Annotated in this window: 15 protein-coding genes and 1 riboswitch; of the genes, 10 read left to right on the forward strand and 5 right to left on the reverse strand. The window is 36.2% G+C overall.

The features are described 5' to 3' along the window. The first annotated feature begins 408 nt into the window (after positions 1–408). The 3 genes from AEA09_RS07935 to AEA09_RS07945 all read left to right on the forward strand — a co-directional run bounded on the left by AEA09_RS07935 (position 409) and on the right by AEA09_RS07945 (position 2566). A complete protein-coding gene (locus AEA09_RS07935; RefSeq protein ID WP_053583317.1) occupies positions 409–747 on the forward strand; it encodes a DUF485 domain-containing protein in 339 nt (112 codons plus the stop codon). Next, positions 744–2288 carry a solute symporter family protein gene (locus AEA09_RS07940; protein WP_053583318.1) on the forward strand — a complete coding sequence of 515 codons (1545 nt, stop codon included), beginning with the start codon at positions 744–746 and terminating at the stop codon, positions 2286–2288. The genes AEA09_RS07935 and AEA09_RS07940 overlap by 4 nt, the downstream gene beginning before the upstream one ends. Before the next feature lie 98 nt (positions 2289–2386). Continuing rightward, positions 2387–2566, forward strand: a complete 180-nt coding sequence (locus tag AEA09_RS07945) for a hypothetical protein (protein ID WP_053583319.1) — start codon at positions 2387–2389, stop codon at positions 2564–2566. Positions 2567–2699: 133 nt separating this feature from the next. Here AEA09_RS07945 and AEA09_RS07950 read toward each other — a convergent pair whose 3' ends face one another. The 4 genes from AEA09_RS07950 to parE all read right to left on the reverse strand — a co-directional run bounded on the left by AEA09_RS07950 (position 2700) and on the right by parE (position 10201). Further along, positions 2700–3929, reverse strand: a complete 1230-nt coding sequence (locus tag AEA09_RS07950; RefSeq protein ID WP_053583320.1) for a saccharopine dehydrogenase family protein — start codon at positions 3927–3929, stop codon at positions 2700–2702. 381 nt (positions 3930–4310) lie between these two features. Beyond that, complete coding sequence (locus AEA09_RS07955) at positions 4311–5552, reverse strand: Fic family protein (protein ID WP_053583321.1); 1242 nt, start codon at positions 5550–5552, stop codon at positions 4311–4313. 246 nt (positions 5553–5798) lie between these two features. Further along, positions 5799–8228 carry a DNA topoisomerase IV subunit A gene (parC, locus tag AEA09_RS07960; protein ID WP_053583322.1) on the reverse strand — a complete coding sequence of 810 codons (2430 nt, stop codon included), beginning with the start codon at positions 8226–8228 and terminating at the stop codon, positions 5799–5801. Continuing rightward, complete coding sequence (parE, locus tag AEA09_RS07965) at positions 8225–10201, reverse strand: DNA topoisomerase IV subunit B (protein WP_053583323.1); 1977 nt, start codon at positions 10199–10201, stop codon at positions 8225–8227. The genes parC and parE overlap by 4 nt, the downstream gene beginning before the upstream one ends. A 333-nt stretch (positions 10202–10534) precedes the next feature. Here parE and plsY point away from each other — a divergent pair, with 333 nt between their 5' ends. From plsY to AEA09_RS07995, 6 genes are all read left to right on the forward strand, one after another. Continuing rightward, the gene (plsY, locus tag AEA09_RS07970) at positions 10535–11137 is read left to right on the forward strand and encodes a glycerol-3-phosphate 1-O-acyltransferase PlsY (RefSeq protein ID WP_053583324.1); all 603 of its coding nucleotides are present in this window, start codon (positions 10535–10537) and stop codon (positions 11135–11137) included. A 19-nt stretch (positions 11138–11156) separates the two neighbouring features. Then, entirely contained in the window at positions 11157–11447 is a 291-nt protein-coding gene (locus AEA09_RS07975) for a HesB/YadR/YfhF family protein (RefSeq protein WP_053583325.1), read from the forward strand. Between the two features lie 148 nt (positions 11448–11595). Continuing rightward, entirely contained in the window at positions 11596–13170 is a 1575-nt protein-coding gene (locus AEA09_RS07980) for a spore germination protein (protein ID WP_053583326.1), read from the forward strand. 31 nt (positions 13171–13201) lie between these two features. After that, positions 13202–14398 carry a Ger(x)C family spore germination protein gene (locus tag AEA09_RS07985; RefSeq protein WP_053583327.1) on the forward strand — a complete coding sequence of 399 codons (1197 nt, stop codon included), beginning with the start codon at positions 13202–13204 and terminating at the stop codon, positions 14396–14398. A 6-nt stretch (positions 14399–14404) separates the two neighbouring features. Continuing rightward, positions 14405–14641 carry a hypothetical protein gene (locus AEA09_RS07990; RefSeq protein WP_053583328.1) on the forward strand — a complete coding sequence of 79 codons (237 nt, stop codon included), beginning with the start codon at positions 14405–14407 and terminating at the stop codon, positions 14639–14641. Positions 14642–14693: 52 nt separating this feature from the next. Continuing rightward, on the forward strand, positions 14694–15839 hold the full coding sequence (locus AEA09_RS07995) for a GerAB/ArcD/ProY family transporter (RefSeq protein WP_053583329.1): 1146 nt from the start codon (positions 14694–14696) through the stop codon (positions 15837–15839). 75 nt (positions 15840–15914) lie between these two features. Here the strand turns inward: AEA09_RS07995 and metA are convergent, their stop codons facing one another. Then, positions 15915–16850, reverse strand: a complete 936-nt coding sequence (gene metA / locus AEA09_RS08000) for a homoserine O-acetyltransferase MetA (RefSeq protein WP_053583330.1) — start codon at positions 16848–16850, stop codon at positions 15915–15917. Positions 16851–16945: 95 nt separating this feature from the next. Beyond that, a riboswitch (SAM riboswitch) is annotated at positions 16946–17055 on the reverse strand. Positions 17056–17368: 313 nt separating this feature from the next. On the opposite strand from metA, the gene AEA09_RS08005 reads away from it, so the two are divergent. Beyond that, complete coding sequence (locus AEA09_RS08005) at positions 17369–17743, forward strand: nucleotide excision repair endonuclease (RefSeq protein WP_053583331.1); 375 nt, start codon at positions 17369–17371, stop codon at positions 17741–17743. Positions 17744–17783 lie beyond the last annotated feature (40 nt).

The following is a 17783-nucleotide window of genomic DNA, read 5'->3' on the forward strand; positions in this document are numbered from 1 at the left end:
TCGGGTTTTTTTCTGTTTATTATTATTAAAATTTAAGCAATTTATTTATTGAGCAATATTATTCTTTATAGAAAAATCACCGAAAATGTATTTTTCAGACAAATGAAATTAAATAAATTTTATGGAAAAATCCACTATTCTCTCAAAAATGTCTACTTTTTTTCTGCTAAGAACCTAGTATTATCCTAGCTTTTTTTATTTATCTGAATATTGCAAAACCCTTTATTTTCTAGGCTTTGTAGTGTATTTTCTATTTGAAGTCTATTTTTAGAAAAATTTTTTTTACATAATTTTTCTAAAAATGTATTGCAATTTTGTGAACAGTTTCATAAAATGAAGATGTAATTCACTAAGCTAGCAAAAACTAGTCTTAAAGCAGTAAAAATAAACACAAAATGGGGAATGTTTATGGCGAACAATCAAACAGGTAAAAGCATCGTAATTGATTATGATGCAATTGCGAATCAAGAATCGTTTAAAGCACTCGTACGAAAAAAGTCTACGTTTCTTTGGTCAATGGCAGTATTCTTCTTAGGGGCATACATGTTACTTCCAATTCTTACTTCGTACACGACTGTCTTACACCAAAAAGCAATTGGGGAAATTACTTGGGTGTGGATCTATTCAGCAGGATTATTCATAATGACTTGGAGTTTATGTCATTTATACGTAGCTAAAGCAAACAGCTATGACAGAGAAGCAAAAGCGATTATCGCAGAGTATGAAAATGGAGGTGGCCGCCGATGAGCTTTACTGCATTATTTTTCTTCGTATCAATTGTAGGTCTTACATTAGTTATTACATGGTGGGCATCTAAACGTACTTCTTCTGCAAGTGATTTCTACACTGCAGGCGGCGGTTTAACTGGTTGGCAAAATGGACTAGCTATTGCTGGTGACTACTTATCAGCAGCATCGTTCCTAGGTATTGCTGGTGCTGTTGCATTATTCGGATTTGATGGATTCTTCTTCTCTATCGGATACTTAGTAGCTTACTTAGTGGTACTTTACATCGTAGCTGAACCACTACGTAACCTTGGTAAATTCACATTAGCTGACATGATCACAGCTCGTTTTGAGAACTCAAAAGTGCGTGGTACAGCAGCATTAAGTACAATTACAATTGTATTGTTCTACATGATTGCACAGTTAGTTGGTGCAGGCGGACTTATTCAATTACTTTTAGGAATCGATTACTGGGCAGCGGTACTACTTGTAGGTGTCATGATGACAGTTTACGTTTTATTCGGTGGTATGACAGCGACATCTTGGGTTCAAATTATTAAAGCGGCTCTTTTAATGTTAGGTACTATGATTATCTCATTCTTAGTTCTACAAAAGTTCGGCTTCAGTATTTCAAACATGTTCCTTGAAATGACAACTGCTACTGATAATGGTGCAGCATACTTAAATCCAGGTCTTAGATATACAAATGGTATTGATACGATTTCGATGTTAATCGCACTTGTATTAGGTACAGCAGGTCTTCCACATATCTTAATGCGTTTCTTCACAGTAAAAGATGCAAAAACAGCTCGATCTTCAGTAATTTGGGCTACTTGGATCGTAGGTATCTTCTACGTTCTTACAATCTTCTTAGGCTTCGGTGCTGCTGCATTCGTAGGTAAAGAAACAATTATCGCTGCAAATCCAGCTGGAAACATGGCTGCACCACTTCTTGCGGAAGCGCTTGGTGGCGAAATTTTATTCTCATTCATCTGTGCGGTAGCATTTGCAACAATCTTAGCAGTAGTAGCAGGACTCGTACTTTCTGGTGCATCTGCCCTATCACATGATATTTATGGTCAAATCATTAAAAAGGGTAAAATTTCAGAGAAAGAGCAAGTTTTGGCTGCTCGTATCGGTTCTATCACAATCTCTGTAGTATCTATCTTACTTGCACTTGGTGCACAGACACTTAACGTAGCATTCTTAGTATCGTTAGCATTCTGTATTGCAGCTTCTTCTAACTTACCAGTAATTATCTACACAATTTACTGGAAAAAGTTCAACACAACTGGTGCGGTTACAGCAATGTTAACAGGTTTAATCTCTGCTTTAGTTTTAGTAGCTGTATCTCCAAACGTTTGGAATCCAGTTGAAGGTAAAGCAATTTTCGTTGGTGATCCGTTAATTATGTTAACGAACCCAGCACTAATCTCAGTACCACTAGGCTTCTTAGGTGGTTGGATTGGTACAATGCTTTCTAAAGAAACTAATGATGCTAAATACCGTGAAGTTAACGTTAAAGCAAACACTGGTATTTCAGTACAAGACGTTTCTCACTAATTTTATTGATGAAAACCTCGTAAGCGCTCTGCTTACGAGGTTTTACTTTTTCTCCCCTATTCGGTACTATATTGGTAATAATAGTTGGAGGTTTTCTCATGACACAATCAAATGCTAAAAAAAAACGACTACATCTAAAGAGAACAAGTGAAAAGGATGTCGAAAAAAAACGTCAATTCTCCCCTTTTAGTACACATGAACGTGTAACGAAAACTAAAAAAGAAAGTATTGAAAGAAATTTCACGAAATATAAAAAGCACAACCACTCTGATGATTAAAGTAGTGGTTGTGTTTTTAGTTTCTAAAATATCTCAATTTACACTCGAAGATTCCTAGTTCTGAATACGTATTAACACGCCTCACCCTTTTGAGTAATTCCAGTCTACATTGTCTTAAATGTGTGACAGTCATTTACACAAAATTTTCGACGGTACCTTCATAATTAAACGATATGTCTTTTGATAAAATTGGCAATAAATCATCTAGCTCAAAAAGTTGTTCTATGAAAAATATTCCTTTAGGGTATTTATTTTTAATCAGTCGATCAGCAACAAAAGATGCCACTCTACCTGTTATTTCTGTATTGTTTTTCCCGTAGATTGAGGTTTGAACAATTACCCCTTTCCCGTTTTTTATTCCTTTCACTTCGGCTTTTACCGCATATGCATCTGTGCCTATATGTAATCGTTGGAAAATACTTAATACACCTTCAAGTACTGAAATAAAAACACTTCTTATAAATGTGATTTTAAGTAATCGAAATATACCTAGCCTTTTCAATCGTGCAATTGCACTTGTTGCAATAGTAGAATCATAACAAAATCGAGATGATACAGATTCAATTTCCAAAGTTTTTTGAACAATATGCTGATCTGCAAGGTCAAATCTATAGGCCGTTCTAATACCATGTTTGCTTGATAATTTCGTTCTCTTACCATCACTAAAACTAGTAAATAGTTTCGGGTAGCCATTTTCAAATGAGTAAAAGTTTGTATTAAGATTATTCAATAGCCATTCAACCCCATCTCTTCCATGCCTTTCACCTATCCCTAGCATGAGATACATATCAACTTCCTTAATATGATCGAATTGGATTTTACTTTGCTTCACCAGTAAATTAGATAGCCCTGGTGCTAAACCGACACCTAATACAATGGTTGTACCAAAACACTTTGCTTTGTTATTCAATTTCTCGATTTCTGAAAGAATTGTATATGAAGGTGAAATATCGATGTAATGAATTTTATGTTCGATACATAATTCTACAAAACGACTTTCTTTTTGATCGAGGCACATAATGACAATTGCTGTGTCATTAAATATTTCATCTGATTTATCAATATTGTAGATATCAAGTTGTTTTGGGAATACTTTCCCCTCTGTTAATAACGCAAAGTCCTTTGCCTTTGCTAAATTCCTTCCAGCACATTTAATTTTGCCTGGATATATTGCAGACAGGTTAGTACATATCACCTTCCCTACTTGACCATATCCACCAACCACTAAAATATTACTTTTCATTTTTTCATTCCCTCCAGCCTTACAAATAATATTGAATCTTAAATGAACATTTCCCAACTTTTTTTCGGATAATACAGTTGATAGACTAAGTTGGGTAAATTGAATATCAATAGGAATCATGATGTATCTCTTTTAGAATCCTCCCACTTCTTTAAATGTATTATTTTTTATATTCTAATTTCGATAGTATGTTCTAGTCCATTTATTGTCAATTATACCCAATTTCGTTTTTGGATTACGCTAAAGTACTTGTCACTAACAGTTAGCTGCTTGCATCCCGTTTAAAGGGTTTGTGTAACTAATAGCATAAATATGCATCATTCGACGTCTAAGCTATTCAACGGGCTCAGGAAACGCTTTAAATGAGGGGTATCCCCGTCATACTGAATTGAAATTACAAATACCCCCAATTCTTTAGTCAATTTCACGTAGGAAAATATTTTTTAAAATAAACAATTAAACACCCAGCGCATAGATTATAAAAAATCTACGCGCTGGGTGCTATGGATTTAATGAAGCATTAAGTACATCGTCAATATAGTTATCATTAAGTTGATAGGTTACAGGACGTTGACGGATTTTGGTTGCGATACCCATTGACTCAAATGTACTTAAATAGGTATCCACTTTATAACGAGAGAGTGATGTGGCTTCTATTAGTTCAGAATTAGATAAGTGATGGTACGTTCCTGCAAAAACGGACACTTCAAGTAAAGTTGCCAGTAGCCGCTTCTGGTCATGATCTGCCCAGTCTAGATGAAGGAGATGCGTATTTATTTTTTGAAGTTTAGCAAGCCCTAATTCTAAATCCTCAATTACATGCTTTTGTCCATCACGTAGTAATTCAAGCAAGCTCTGCATATAAAATGTCCCTTCCCCTTTATTAAGTGGCTGAGAGAGCTCTTCCAATGCTTTATAATACTTTTGTTTATCTTGATTGATAGTATAAGAAAGTGTAATGGCTGTGAACTTATCAAGTTTTCGTGCTACATAGCTACATACGAGTAATCTTCCTGTACGACCGTTACCATCATAAAACGGATGAATATACTCATAATAATAATGAGCGAGCATGAATTTATACAAATCTGGTGTTTGAGAATGTTCCAGAAACTCAATTAGTTCTTGAAGATGCCATTTTATTTGCTCTTCAGGAAATACTCCGATATGTGTCGCTTTATGGCCATCCGTAATGCTCACAGATTCTTTTCGAAATAGTTCACCGTCCGGTTGAGATGCTGCGTCAACTTCCTCTGCCACAATATCATCATACAGTTTACGAAAATCTGTTATAGCTTCAAAAGGTTTAATGTGATCTAAATATTGATAAGTCTTCATAAGTCCGATAAAACGTTTATCTTTGGGCAGGTTTTTTTCCTTTACACTTTGCAACACCTGAGTTAGTTCCATTTTTGTGCTACGAACGCCCTCGATTTCATTGGTGCTTTGTAGTTCGTTTATAAGTAGTTTATCAAAGTATGGCTGTACGGCAACGGCAGGCATTTGTTCAACCATAGAACGTATTTGAAAACTATTTAGAAGTATCTCTTCATGTAGTTTCATTAGCTTATGTGTATGAACGATAAATAGTTCAACGGGTTCTCCTATATGCTTCCCTTTTTGAACAGGTCGAATTTTTAACCCTGTTTGAAACGTACCATAGCCTTGAAATCGTTTTTCGTATTCCTGTTTATATAGATCTTCGCTTTTATAATATATTTTTGATAGTTTCTCATACGTCATCCACTTACACCACCTTAATGATAAAATGTGCTGTTTTTAATTTTAATTATATATTATATAGGTCCTTAAAGTAAAAAAACGGGTATTTTTTAAATAAGGAATGTTGAACTGACCTCTTATTATAAAAATCAGCCTTTTTTATTATATGCGAAAATACTTCGATATAGACACTAGTTCTATCAAATATATTTCATAATTCCGGAAAATAAAAAAGCCCATTCCTTGAAAGGAATATGGGCTTTTTGCTTATTTCTCTTTTTTCTCTTTTAATACATGTAAAATAGCACCGTCAGAGGCAACATCGACTTTAAAGGAGCCGTTTGAATGGCGGTCTGCACGATTTAGCGTCTGAACATCTAACACCTCTTGTACACCCTTTTCAGTCTCTACAATTAATTGCTCATCATTACATGCTTTTACAACAGCAATAATACGATGTGGATTTGCCTTGAGTTCTGTAAGTACTTTTAAGCCTCGTTTTGCTCGACTTGCAACTTCTACCTCAGCGACATTCATTTTTTTGACAGCCCCACGCTGTGTCACAATGACTACATACTCAGTTTCATTCGGATTTAGGATATTGACACCAACTAATGCTTCCCCATCTTTTAAAGTAATACCTTTTACCCCACCTGTTTTGACACCAGTAACTGGTAATTCTTCAATTGGGAAACGAATTGCATAAGCCGTATCTGTCGTTAATAACAATTCCGCTTCATCCGTGACAAAATCAGCCATAATCATTTCGTCACCAGCTTTGACATTCATTGTTTTAATCGGCTTAGAATAACGTGTCACTGCATAATCTGCTAGTGGCGAACGTTTGATTTGCCCTACTTTTGTCGCTGTTAGAATATATTTGTTTGGTTGATCAAATGTTTCAAAGCCGAATACTTTTATAATTGATTCGTCTTCTCCTGTTGGTACAATACTTGAAATATGTTGCCCGAGATCTTTCCAACGAATTTCAGGCAGTTCATGTACCGGCTGATAAATATAATTTCCACGGTTCGTAAAGAGCAGTAAATGGTGCTGCGTATTTAAGTTACCTTCATACAATAAGTAATCCGATTCTTTCATCGCAATATCTTTCCCGTTTGAAGCAGCATGTGAACGGATAGATGTTCGTTTAATATATCCGTCTTTCGTTACGGTCACGACTACTTCTTCACTCGGTACAAGCACATCTAATGTGATTTTAATTTCTTCAATATCACGTTCGATTTTAGAACGACGTGGTTGTGTAAAACGTTTTTTTATGTCAATTAGTTCTTGTTTAATGACACGAATTAACTTGGCCTCACTATTTAAAATGCTTTCAAGTTTTGTGATCAGGGCATTCAGTTCATTCTGCTCATGACGAAGTTCAGTTATATCTGTATTCGTTAAACGATATAATTGCAAGCTTACAATAGCCTCTGATTGTACTTCGGTAAAGTCATACTTCACTTGTAAATTCGTTTTTGCATCACGTTTATCATTGGATGAACGAATTGTTGCAATTACCTCATCTAAAATCGACAATGCTTTAATAAGCCCTTCTACGATATGTGAGCGATCTTTCGCCTTTTGCAAATCATAAATAGAACGGTTTGTGACTATTTCCTTTTGGTGTGCTATGTAGGCATCTAAAAGGAGAGGTAATGTCATCATTGTTGGTCGACGATTATGAATGGCAATCATATTGAAGTTATAAGCAACTTGCAAATCAGTTGTTTTAAATAAATAGTTTAAAATTGCGCGTCCTGGAATATCCTTTTTCAACTCGATCACAACACGTAATCCTGTACGGTCTGACTCATCACGAATTTCGGCAATCCCATCAAGACGTTTGTCGACACGCTGCTCGTCAATTTTTTTCACGAGATTCGCTTTATTGACGTCATATGGCAACTCTGTAATAACAATTTGTTCTTTTCCACCTTTTAACGTTTCAATGTCTGCCAGTGCACGTACAATAATTTTGCCTCGACCTGTTTCATACGCTTTCTTGATGCCATCGACACCTTGAATAATCCCACCTGTAGGGAAATCAGGCCCTTTAATAACAGTCATTAACTCATCGACAGTTGCGGATGGGTTATCTAAGCGCATTAATACAGCGTCAAGCACTTCATCAAGTGCATGCGGCGGAATATCTGTCGCATATCCTGCTGAAATTCCTGTCGAACCATTGACAAGCAGATTTGGGAAGCGAGATGGTAAAACCGTTGGCTCCATATCTTGATCATCAAAGTTTGGTACAAATTCAACTGTATTTTTACCAATATCACGAAGCATTTCAGCAGCAATCGCAGAAAGTCTCGCTTCGGTATAACGCATTGCTGCTGGTGGATCACCATCGACGGATCCGTTATTACCGTGCATTTCTATAAGCATATGACGAGCTTTCCAATCCTGACTCATACGCACCATTGCTTCATATACAGAACTATCACCGTGTGGATGGTAGTTACCGATTACGTTCCCTACTGTTTTGGCAGACTTACGGAACGGTTTTTCATTTGTATTCCCCTCTGTAAACATGGCAAATAAAATGCGGCGTTGTACTGGTTTAAGACCGTCGCGTGCATCAGGCAACGCGCGGTCTTGAATAATATATTTACTATAGCGACCAAAACGGTCACCCATTACTTCTTCTAATGGCAAATCTTGAAACTTTTCCGTACTACTCATACTTGGTCCTCCTCTTGTTGGATGAATTCATTATCTAGGATATTTGAATCATCCTCCATACCGAAGTTTACATTCGCTTCGATCCATTTACGGCGTGGTTCTACTTTGTCCCCCATTAACGTTGTGACACGTCGCTCAGCACTTACGCCATCCTCAATAGTAACGCGGATTAATGTACGTGTTTCAGGGTTCATAGTTGTATCCCACAATTGATCGGCGTTCATCTCACCAAGTCCTTTATAACGCTGAAGCATATAGCCTTTCCCGACTTTTTGGATAGCAGCTTGTAAATCATTTTCTGTCCATGCATACGCAACGACTTCTTTTTTACCAGTACCCCTTGACACTTTATATAGTGGTGGTAAAGCAATAAACACTTTCCCAGCTTCAATTAGTGGGCGCATATAACGATAAAAGAACGTTAATAGCAAGACCTGGATATGTGCACCGTCTGTATCGGCATCGGTCATAATAACAACCTTATCGTAAGCAGCATCCTCTACAGAAAAATCTGTCCCAACTCCAGCGCCAATCGCATGAATAATTGTGGAGATTTCTTCATTTTTCATAATGTCCTGTAGCTTTGCCTTTTCCGTATTAATAACTTTTCCACGCAGTGGCAAAATTGCTTGGAACGAACGATCCCGACCTTGCTTAGCTGAACCTCCTGCAGAATCTCCTTCGACTAAGTACAATTCATTTCTCGCTGCGTTACGGGACTGTGCAGGCGTTAATTTTCCTGAAAGAAGCGTACTTGCCTTTTTGTTTTTCTTACCGTTACGAGCATCTTCACGAGCTTTACGAGCCGCTTCACGCACTTGCTGCGCTCGAATGGCCTTACGAACAAGCGATGCAGATAGCTCAGCATTCTCTTCAAGCACATATAACATTTGCTCAGAAACAACAGCATCGACCGCCGAACGCGCTTCACTTGTGCCAAGCTTACTTTTCGTTTGCCCCTCAAACTGCAGTAAATTCTCAGGAATACGAACAGAAATTACAGCTGCTAAGCCTTCACGAATATCCGAACCTTCTAGATTTTTGTCTTTTTCTTTTAATAATCCAATTTTACGTGCATATTCATTAAATACACGAGTTAACGCTGCTTTCGTACCCGTTTCATGTGTACCACCATCACGTGTACGCACGTTATTAACGAACGATAAAATGGTCTCTGAATAGCCGTCATTATACTGGAAGGCAAATTCAACTTCGATTTCATCTTGCGTTCCTTCGATGTATTTCACGGGATGAAGTATATCCTTCTCCTCGTTCAAATAAGCAACAAAAGCTTCTATGCCGTTTTCATAATAGAAAACATCCCCTTTGCCTTCCTCGCGCTCATCGATTAATTCAATTTTTAAGCCTTTTAGTAAAAATGCTGACTCGCGTAAACGTTCTGCAAGCGTATCATAGTTGAATTTTGTAACAGAGAAAATCGTGTCATCTGGTAAGAAATGTACGAGTGTTCCTGTCTGTTTCGTATTACCGATTTCTTCAAGTGTAGTTGCAGGGTGGCCACCATTTTCAAAACGTTGTTTATATTTTTTTCCATCACGATGTATCGTTACTTCTAAAAATGTCGACAAGGCGTTCACAACAGATGAACCTACACCGTGTAAACCACCACTCGTTTTATAACCGCCTTGTCCAAATTTCCCACCTGCATGTAAAACTGTGAAAATTATTTCCGGTGTCGGTTTGCCCATTTTATGCATACCTGTTGGCATACCTCGTCCGAAATCTCGAACGCTTAAACTTTGATCTCGATGTATTGTGACAATGATATGAGAACCAAAGCCGGCCAACGCTTCATCTACCGAATTATCTACGATTTCATATACAAGGTGATGAAGCCCTCGACCATCTGTGGAACCAATATACATGCCCGGTCGCTTTCGTACCGCTTCTAATCCTTCTAAAACTTGAATCGCGTCATCATTATAGACGCTAGGTGACTGTTTATTCGCCAAAAGATTCCCCTCCAAAAAACAAACGCACGTTCTGATTACGTTCTCATCCTAATAATAATAGCATTCCCTGTCAATAGCCAGTAGCAGGCGCAAATAAATTTATATTATTACTCCTTGACTTAGAAAATAAATGATAGACTTCTATTCTACCAAAGGAAAGTAATATTGACAAAATTGCTATATAACCTATATTTTAGAGAAAGCTCTTCTCTTGTAAAGGAATTCCCGATTCACTAGGAAAACTCCTTCATGTCATTGTGAATTGTAAAGAAAAAGTGTAAAATGTTCATCACAAACTATTAGTACCAAGTAATAAATGAAAGGAGCTTATCAATGATAAACGGTCTACTTATTTTATGTGCTTATCTAATCGGCTCTATACCTTCAGGGTTATGGATTGGAAAAATCTTTTACAAAATAGATATACGAGAGCATGGTAGCGGTAACTTAGGAGCTACAAATACTTTTCGTATTTTAGGAAAAAAAGCAGGTCTGATTGTCACGGTTATGGACGTTTTAAAAGGAACAGCAGCTGTATTATTGGCGATGTTGCCTGCATTCTCTGAGGCGACGATCCATCCATTGATTCTTGGCGTTGTTGCAGTTGTCGGTCATGTGTTTCCGGTATTTGCAGGCTTCCGTGGTGGTAAAGCTGTTGCCACATCTGCTGGTGTAGTACTTGGCTATTCTTGGCCATTGTTTATTGTATTATTCTTCACATTCTTTCTCACACTAAAGCTGACGAAAATTGTTAGTTTAACATCAATAATTGTCTCTTCAGTGGCACTTATTTATTCAATCGTTTATTATTTTGTTACAGGTGATTTTGCTTTATTTATTTTAGTGGCGTGTTTATTTAGCTTTATTGTCTACCGCCATCGTGCAAACATTACACGTATTAAAAATGGTACTGAACCAAAAGTGAAATGGATTTAACGTACGAAAGGAGCATAACATGAAGATTACACTAACAGATGCGGCTCTTAAATGGTTTAAACATGAAATGGAAGTTGAAAAAGGTGATACCATTCGTTTTTATGCTAGATATGGTGGTTCAAGTCCTTTTCATGAAGGCTTTTCTCTCGGTATGACACGCGAGGAACCAATCGACATTGGTGTTCAAACCGTTGTTGATGGTGTTACCTACTATATCGATGAAAGAGATATTTGGTTTTTCAATGAGCATAATTTACACGTAGATGTCGATCGTGCAATTGATGAATTAAAATACGACTATAAAAAATAACAGCAAAAACGGGCAGTCTCAAGTAGTTTTGAGACTGCCCGTTTTTTATGCATTTTGACTGCATGAGACTACCTCTTTTTTTTCACAACGTAATTGTTTGTTTATCTCGATTTAAAATTGACCATCCTCTTATTAGCTCTAACTACAGATGGAGGAGGATTTTATAGTGAGTAGTTCAAAAAATAATCATAACGACACCTCCCAACCAACATCAAATTCTACAAAACATTTACTTAATCCATCTCTTGCACAAAATATTAAAACTATAAAAAGAGCGGTTGGTAATAGCAACGATATTATCATACGTGAGATTTTGATTGGGAAATCCGAGAAACAACCTATTGCAATTGTTTATACAGACGGTTTAGCCGATAAAACAGCAATTACAGATTTTATAATGGAATCGCTTATGTTGGATTTTGATGAGCCTTTTGAAAGTAAATCAGAAGCAGTCAATCAATACTTAAAAGATACTTGTTTACCAGTTGGAGATGTTAAAGATATTGGCGATTTCCCAACATTGTTTAACTCTATTTTAAATGGAGAAACTGTCATTTTACTGGATGGCGTGACAAAAGGGATTGCAACAAGTACTAAAAGCTCAAAGGATCGAGCAATAACTGAACCTTCTACGGAATCCGTTATAAGAGGTCCAAAAGAGTCTTTTACAGAAACCCTTCGTACTAATACTGCATTAATTCGTCGTAAGATTAAGAATCCTAATCTTTGGATTAAATCAAGGGTTATTGGGAAAGTAACACAAACGGATATTGCAGTTATGTACATTAATGGAATTGCAAACGAAAAAATTGTAAAAGAAGTACTTAATCGTTTAGACAGTATTGATATTGATAGCATTCTGGAGAGCGGTTATATTGAAGCATTGATACAAGATTCTAAATATACAATTTTCCCAACCATTTATAATTCTGAACGGCCCGATGTCATCTCAGCTGAATTATTAGAAGGGAAAGTTGCTATTTTCGTGGATGGTACACCCTTTGTTCTAATTGTCCCTGCCCTACTTACATCTTTTCTGCAATCTTCAGAGGACTATTACCAAAATTTCATTATTAGTTCACTAATTCGATTCTTAAGGTTTTTCGGTATAAGCATTTCTTTGATTGTCCCTTCCCTTTATGTTTCAATCACTACGTTTCATCAAGAAATGTTACCTACAGCAATGTTGATCAGTCTTGCCTCTCAGCGAGAAGGAGTTCCCTTCCCCGCCTTTGTTGAAGCTCTGATTATGGAGATTGCATTTGAAATATTAAGGGAAGCCGGGCTTCGTATGCCGAGAACGATTGGGCCAGCTGTTTCAATTGTTGGGACGTTGGTTATTGGACAAGCAGCAGTAGAAGCTGGTATTGTCTCGGCAGTAATGGTGATCATTGTGGCTTTAACAGCGATTTGTAGTTTTCTTTTCCCAGCTTATGGTCTGTCTAACACAATCCGTGTTCTGCGTTTTCCTTTAATGTTCTTAGCAGCAGGTTTTGGTTTATTTGGCGTAATAATTGGTGTAATGGCTTTAATCCTTCATTTATGCAGTTTGCGCTCTTTTGGAGTACCTTATATGAGTCCTTTTGCACCTATCATTCCAGACGATCAAAAGGATGCCTTAGTCTTGTTTCCGCGTGGGTCTTTATTAACTCGACCACGCTTAGTTAGTAAAAGTAACACTATTCGAGGACATAAGCATTTAAAGAATGAAAACAACAATTGACAATAAATGTGTGGAAAAAGAGGGTTTCGATATGAAAAAGATAACAACCGTTATTCTACTAACTTTACTCACTTTTTTGTTAAGTGGTTGCTGGAGTAAACGTGAGTTAAATGAACTTGCTATCGCTGTGGCTCTTGGCGTGGATAAAACAGATGATAACTATGAGGTATCTGTGCAAATAGTAGATCCTGGTCAGATTTCTTCCAAGCAGCCTGCTAGTGGGCGTGCACCAGTTATTACCTACACCGCTCAAGGGAAAACAGTATTTGAAGCAATAAGGAAAATTACGAACTCATCACCGAGAAAACCATACTTTTCACATCTTCAAGTGGTTGTCATCGGAGAAAAATTAGCTTCTGAAGGAATAGAGCCAACAATAGATTTTTTAGCGAGAGACCATGAAATTAGAAATGACTTTAATATCATAGTAGCAAATAAGACAACAGCCAAAGAAGTGTTAAATGTTCTAACGCCTATAGAAAAAATCCCTGCTCAAAAGATATCTAGTTCTATCCAGAATTCCGAAAAAGCATGGGGTTCTACTTTAACTGTTAATATAGATGACTTAATAACTACGCTGAGAAGTAATGAAAATAGTCCTGTTCTAACAGCAATCGAAGTAATTGGCGATCCGAAATTAGGCATCGATCAGACAAATGTTGAAAGAATTAAAACACCAGTCATACTGGAATTCTCAGGACTAGCAGTTTTTAAACAGGACAAATTTGTTGGCGTTTTAACTGATGATGAAAGTAAAAGTTATAATTTTTTGAATGATAACGTTGAGAGTACAATTGAAGTGATTTCTTGCCCTAAGGAAGGACGGCTATCAACCGAAATCACTAAATCAAAAACAAAAATCAAAGGCAAGATCGTGAACGGTATTCCAAAACTTACTGTCCATATTGAGATCGACCAAAACGTTGGAGAAGTAGATTGTACGATTAATTTAGCAGAGAAAGAAACCATTCAAATGATTAATGAAAAAACGAGTAACCTAATTAAGGAGAAAACAGAACAAGTATTAAATACGATTCAAAAAAATTATCAAGTAGATAACTTAGGGTTTAGTGAGGTACTTCATCGTGCAGATCCTAAAGAGTGGAAGAAAATAAAAGAAGATTGGGCTACGATATTTCCAGAGTTAGAAGTTAACGTGAAAGTCAATGTTCGTACACTTGGAGTGGGCACTATCCATAACTCAATATCACAGCAGTCAAAGGAGTAATTCTAAATGTTTATTACATTAGGAATAGTAACAATTTCAGCACTGATTATATACTTCGAAATGCCACAATTAATGAAAACGGGTGAAACAAAAACCATTTGGACATTTTCCATCTTGCTATTTATCGGAACAGCTTTAAGTATTATGAAAGGTTTAAATGTTACTATTCCAAATCCATTAGACTTGATAACTATTCTGTTTAAGCCTTTTGCAGATCTGTTAAAAACAGTTTTAAAATATTAACAATCCTTGATATGTAGATATAAATCCAGTAGAAAGTACAAGAGGTAAAGTTATGGAAAAACAAGTTATTAGTGCGCGCCAGTTTACAATAATTACACTGCTTTCCTCAATGGGGACAACTATCATAATAATACCATCAAGCCTCGCGGAAATCGTTAAACAGGATGCTTGGATTGCAGCTATTTTAGGTGTTGCAATCAGCCTTTTATTGATAAAGCTATATATTACAGTTGGAAATATTATACCTAGTTTGTCTTTCGTTGAAGTAAATGAAAAAGTATTAGGTAAATTTATAGGAAAAACTATATCTCTTGCATTTATTATATTTGCTTATCTATCTGTAGGAGAATTACTATATTTTATCGGTAAATTTATGCAAACTGAAGTCATGCCAGAGACGCCTACAGTTGCTTTTTCAATTTTATTTATGCTTATTATCATGTTTGCTACGTATTTAGGATTAGAAGTCTTTGCCCGTTCTGCAGAAATACTATTTCCTGTTTTTCTGCTTTTATTCGTTATATTTGTCATTTTTATCTCTCCAGATATCAATATTCAAAACATACAGCCCCTTTTTGAAGCAACGACAGGATCATTTATATATGGTATTTTACTTTTCATTAGCGCTTTTGCTTTTCCTTCAGTCGTTTTACTAATGATTTTCCCCTCCGGCATCAATGTAATAAAATCTGCTCAAAAAGGATTTTACATAGGTACCTTATTCGGAGGTTTGATTTTAATTATATTGATTACTTTGTCGATTTTAGTACTAGGAGCAACGAATACATCCTTACGAACCTTTCCTAGCTATGCACTGGCACAAAAAATTTCAATAGGAAATTTCCTGCAACGTATCGAAATTATTATGACTTTCATGTGGATTACGACAATTTACATTAGATTGTTTATCTATTTTTACGCAACGGTAAAGGGGTTAGGGCAATTACTCAATATTAAAGATCATCGACCACTTATATTACCACTAGGGATGATTGCAGTTGCACTTTCTCTAATTGTTCATCCAAACATAGTCCATTCAGATATATTTAATAAGGAGATTTGGTTACCGTACTCCTCAATATTTGCCGTATTTCTACCGCTACTGTTACTTCTAATTGCTAAAATTCGAAAGATTTCGGGTAAAGAAGTAAATATAAAAAAACAGCCCAAAACATTGCTCTCAGAAAAAGACAGTTAAAATCTTCTCCTGTAGTTTAAAGCCTGGCATTAAGAGTAAAACCCCCCTTTCTCTTGAAAAAGGGAGGTTTTTTTATTAGATATGATATTCGATTTCTTCGACAAAATCCCATTCATATGGCGTTTCTTGGTATACATAGTAGTTTAGCCAATTTGAGAATAATAAATGTGTATGGGCCCGCCATGTATTAATTGGCTCTTTTTCAGGGTCATTATTTGGGAAATAGTTCACTGGCACTGCAACATCAATGCCTTTTTCTATGTCACGACTGTATTCGTCAGCTAGGGTTGTCGCATCATATTCTAAATGGCCTGTAATCATAATATTTTTATTATCTTTTGATTGGACAATAAAGACGCCAGCATCCTCAGAATAAGATAGTAAGCGTAAATCAGGGTGATTACGTACTTCATCAATGGAAACCGATGTATAGCGTGAGTGAGGTGCAGTAAATAAGTCACTAAATCCCCGTACTAAATCGACCGTCAAATCTGTAATAACATGCGAATAGACGCCAGAGCATTTTTCAGGAAGTTCAAATTTCCCAATACCGTAATGATGGTAGAGTGCAGCTTGTGCCCCCCAACAAATATGTAGAACTGATGTTACATTTTTCGTTGACCAGTCCATAATTTCAGCGATTTCGTCCCAATAATTAACGTCCTCAAACTCCATTTTCTCAACCGGTGCACCGGTAATAATCATGCCGTCAAAGCGACGATGACGAATTTCGTCAAATGTTGAGTAAAATAACTGTAAATGTGATTTACTGACATTCTTCGACTTATGTGTTGCTGTATTTAAAAACGTAATATTTACTTGTAGCGGTGTATTCCCTAGCAAACGTAATAACTGTAACTCGGTTTTTTCTTTTTCAGGCATTAAGTTGAAGATCAAGAAATTTAACGGACGAATCTGTTGTGTCCTCGCACGGTCTTCTTCCATAACGAAGATTTTTTCTTCTCGTAAATGTTCTCCAGCTGGTAAGTTTTTCGGAATATTAATCGGCACTTTGCATTCCCCATTTCATCAATTTCTCTTTTTCTAAAATTAAAAAACCCCCTCATTCCATGTGAGAAAGAATGAAAGGGTTTTAATCACGTTCACTCTTATCTCTCAAAGGAAAAATCCTTTGCTGGAAGTAGCACCTTTCTAACAAAGTTAGAGGTTGCTGAAGCGTCAACAGGCCAAATCCCTCGACTTCTCTTGATAAGACTATTTAATTAAGCTGAATTGTACCATGAATAATACGGAATTTCAATAAAATATAGAATATTTAGTTTTTTAAGTTGTTAGAGTTAAGTACGGCCACAATAATTTCTTTTAGCTTAGTCGTTCTTTATAAAGAACCTCAGTCATTATAATTTTATTCATTACTAGAAGAAATAGTCTCCTTTGCATAACAGTAATAAAAATTTTACACACTCAAGATTTTATGTTATTAATATGTCATAATTCAGTTCGTAATAGCCACGACGCTTGAATTATGTTAGGATATACTTTATGTAATAGAGAGGAACGTGAATATCTTGATTAAAATCGAACTACCAAAACCAGACTTAGTGATTCGTCAACGTGAACAAGTATTAAAACCAGGAGATGTAGAAATCACTCCTTACCACGGTTTTATTGACTTCCATAAAATCACTCGTGATAAAGGCGGTATCTTCTTTTTCTACAATGAAAAAAATGAGCTTTTATTTGTAGGGAAAGCACGTAAAATCCGTCAACGTATTAAAAAGCACTTTGAAGATAATGTGTCACCACTACAAAACCATCGTGATGAAATCTTCAAAATTGAAGTGTATGAAATTGAAGATCCTATGGAACGTGAAATTTATGAAACATATGCGATCAACACATTCCGTGCAAAATACAATGTAGATAAAGTGTTTTTTGAATAAAAGATAAAACAAGAGGCCAGCTCACTCGTTGAGTTGGTCT

The organism is Lysinibacillus contaminans, assembly GCF_001278945.1.
Taxonomy (GTDB): domain Bacteria; phylum Bacillota; class Bacilli; order Bacillales_A; family Planococcaceae; genus Lysinibacillus; species Lysinibacillus contaminans.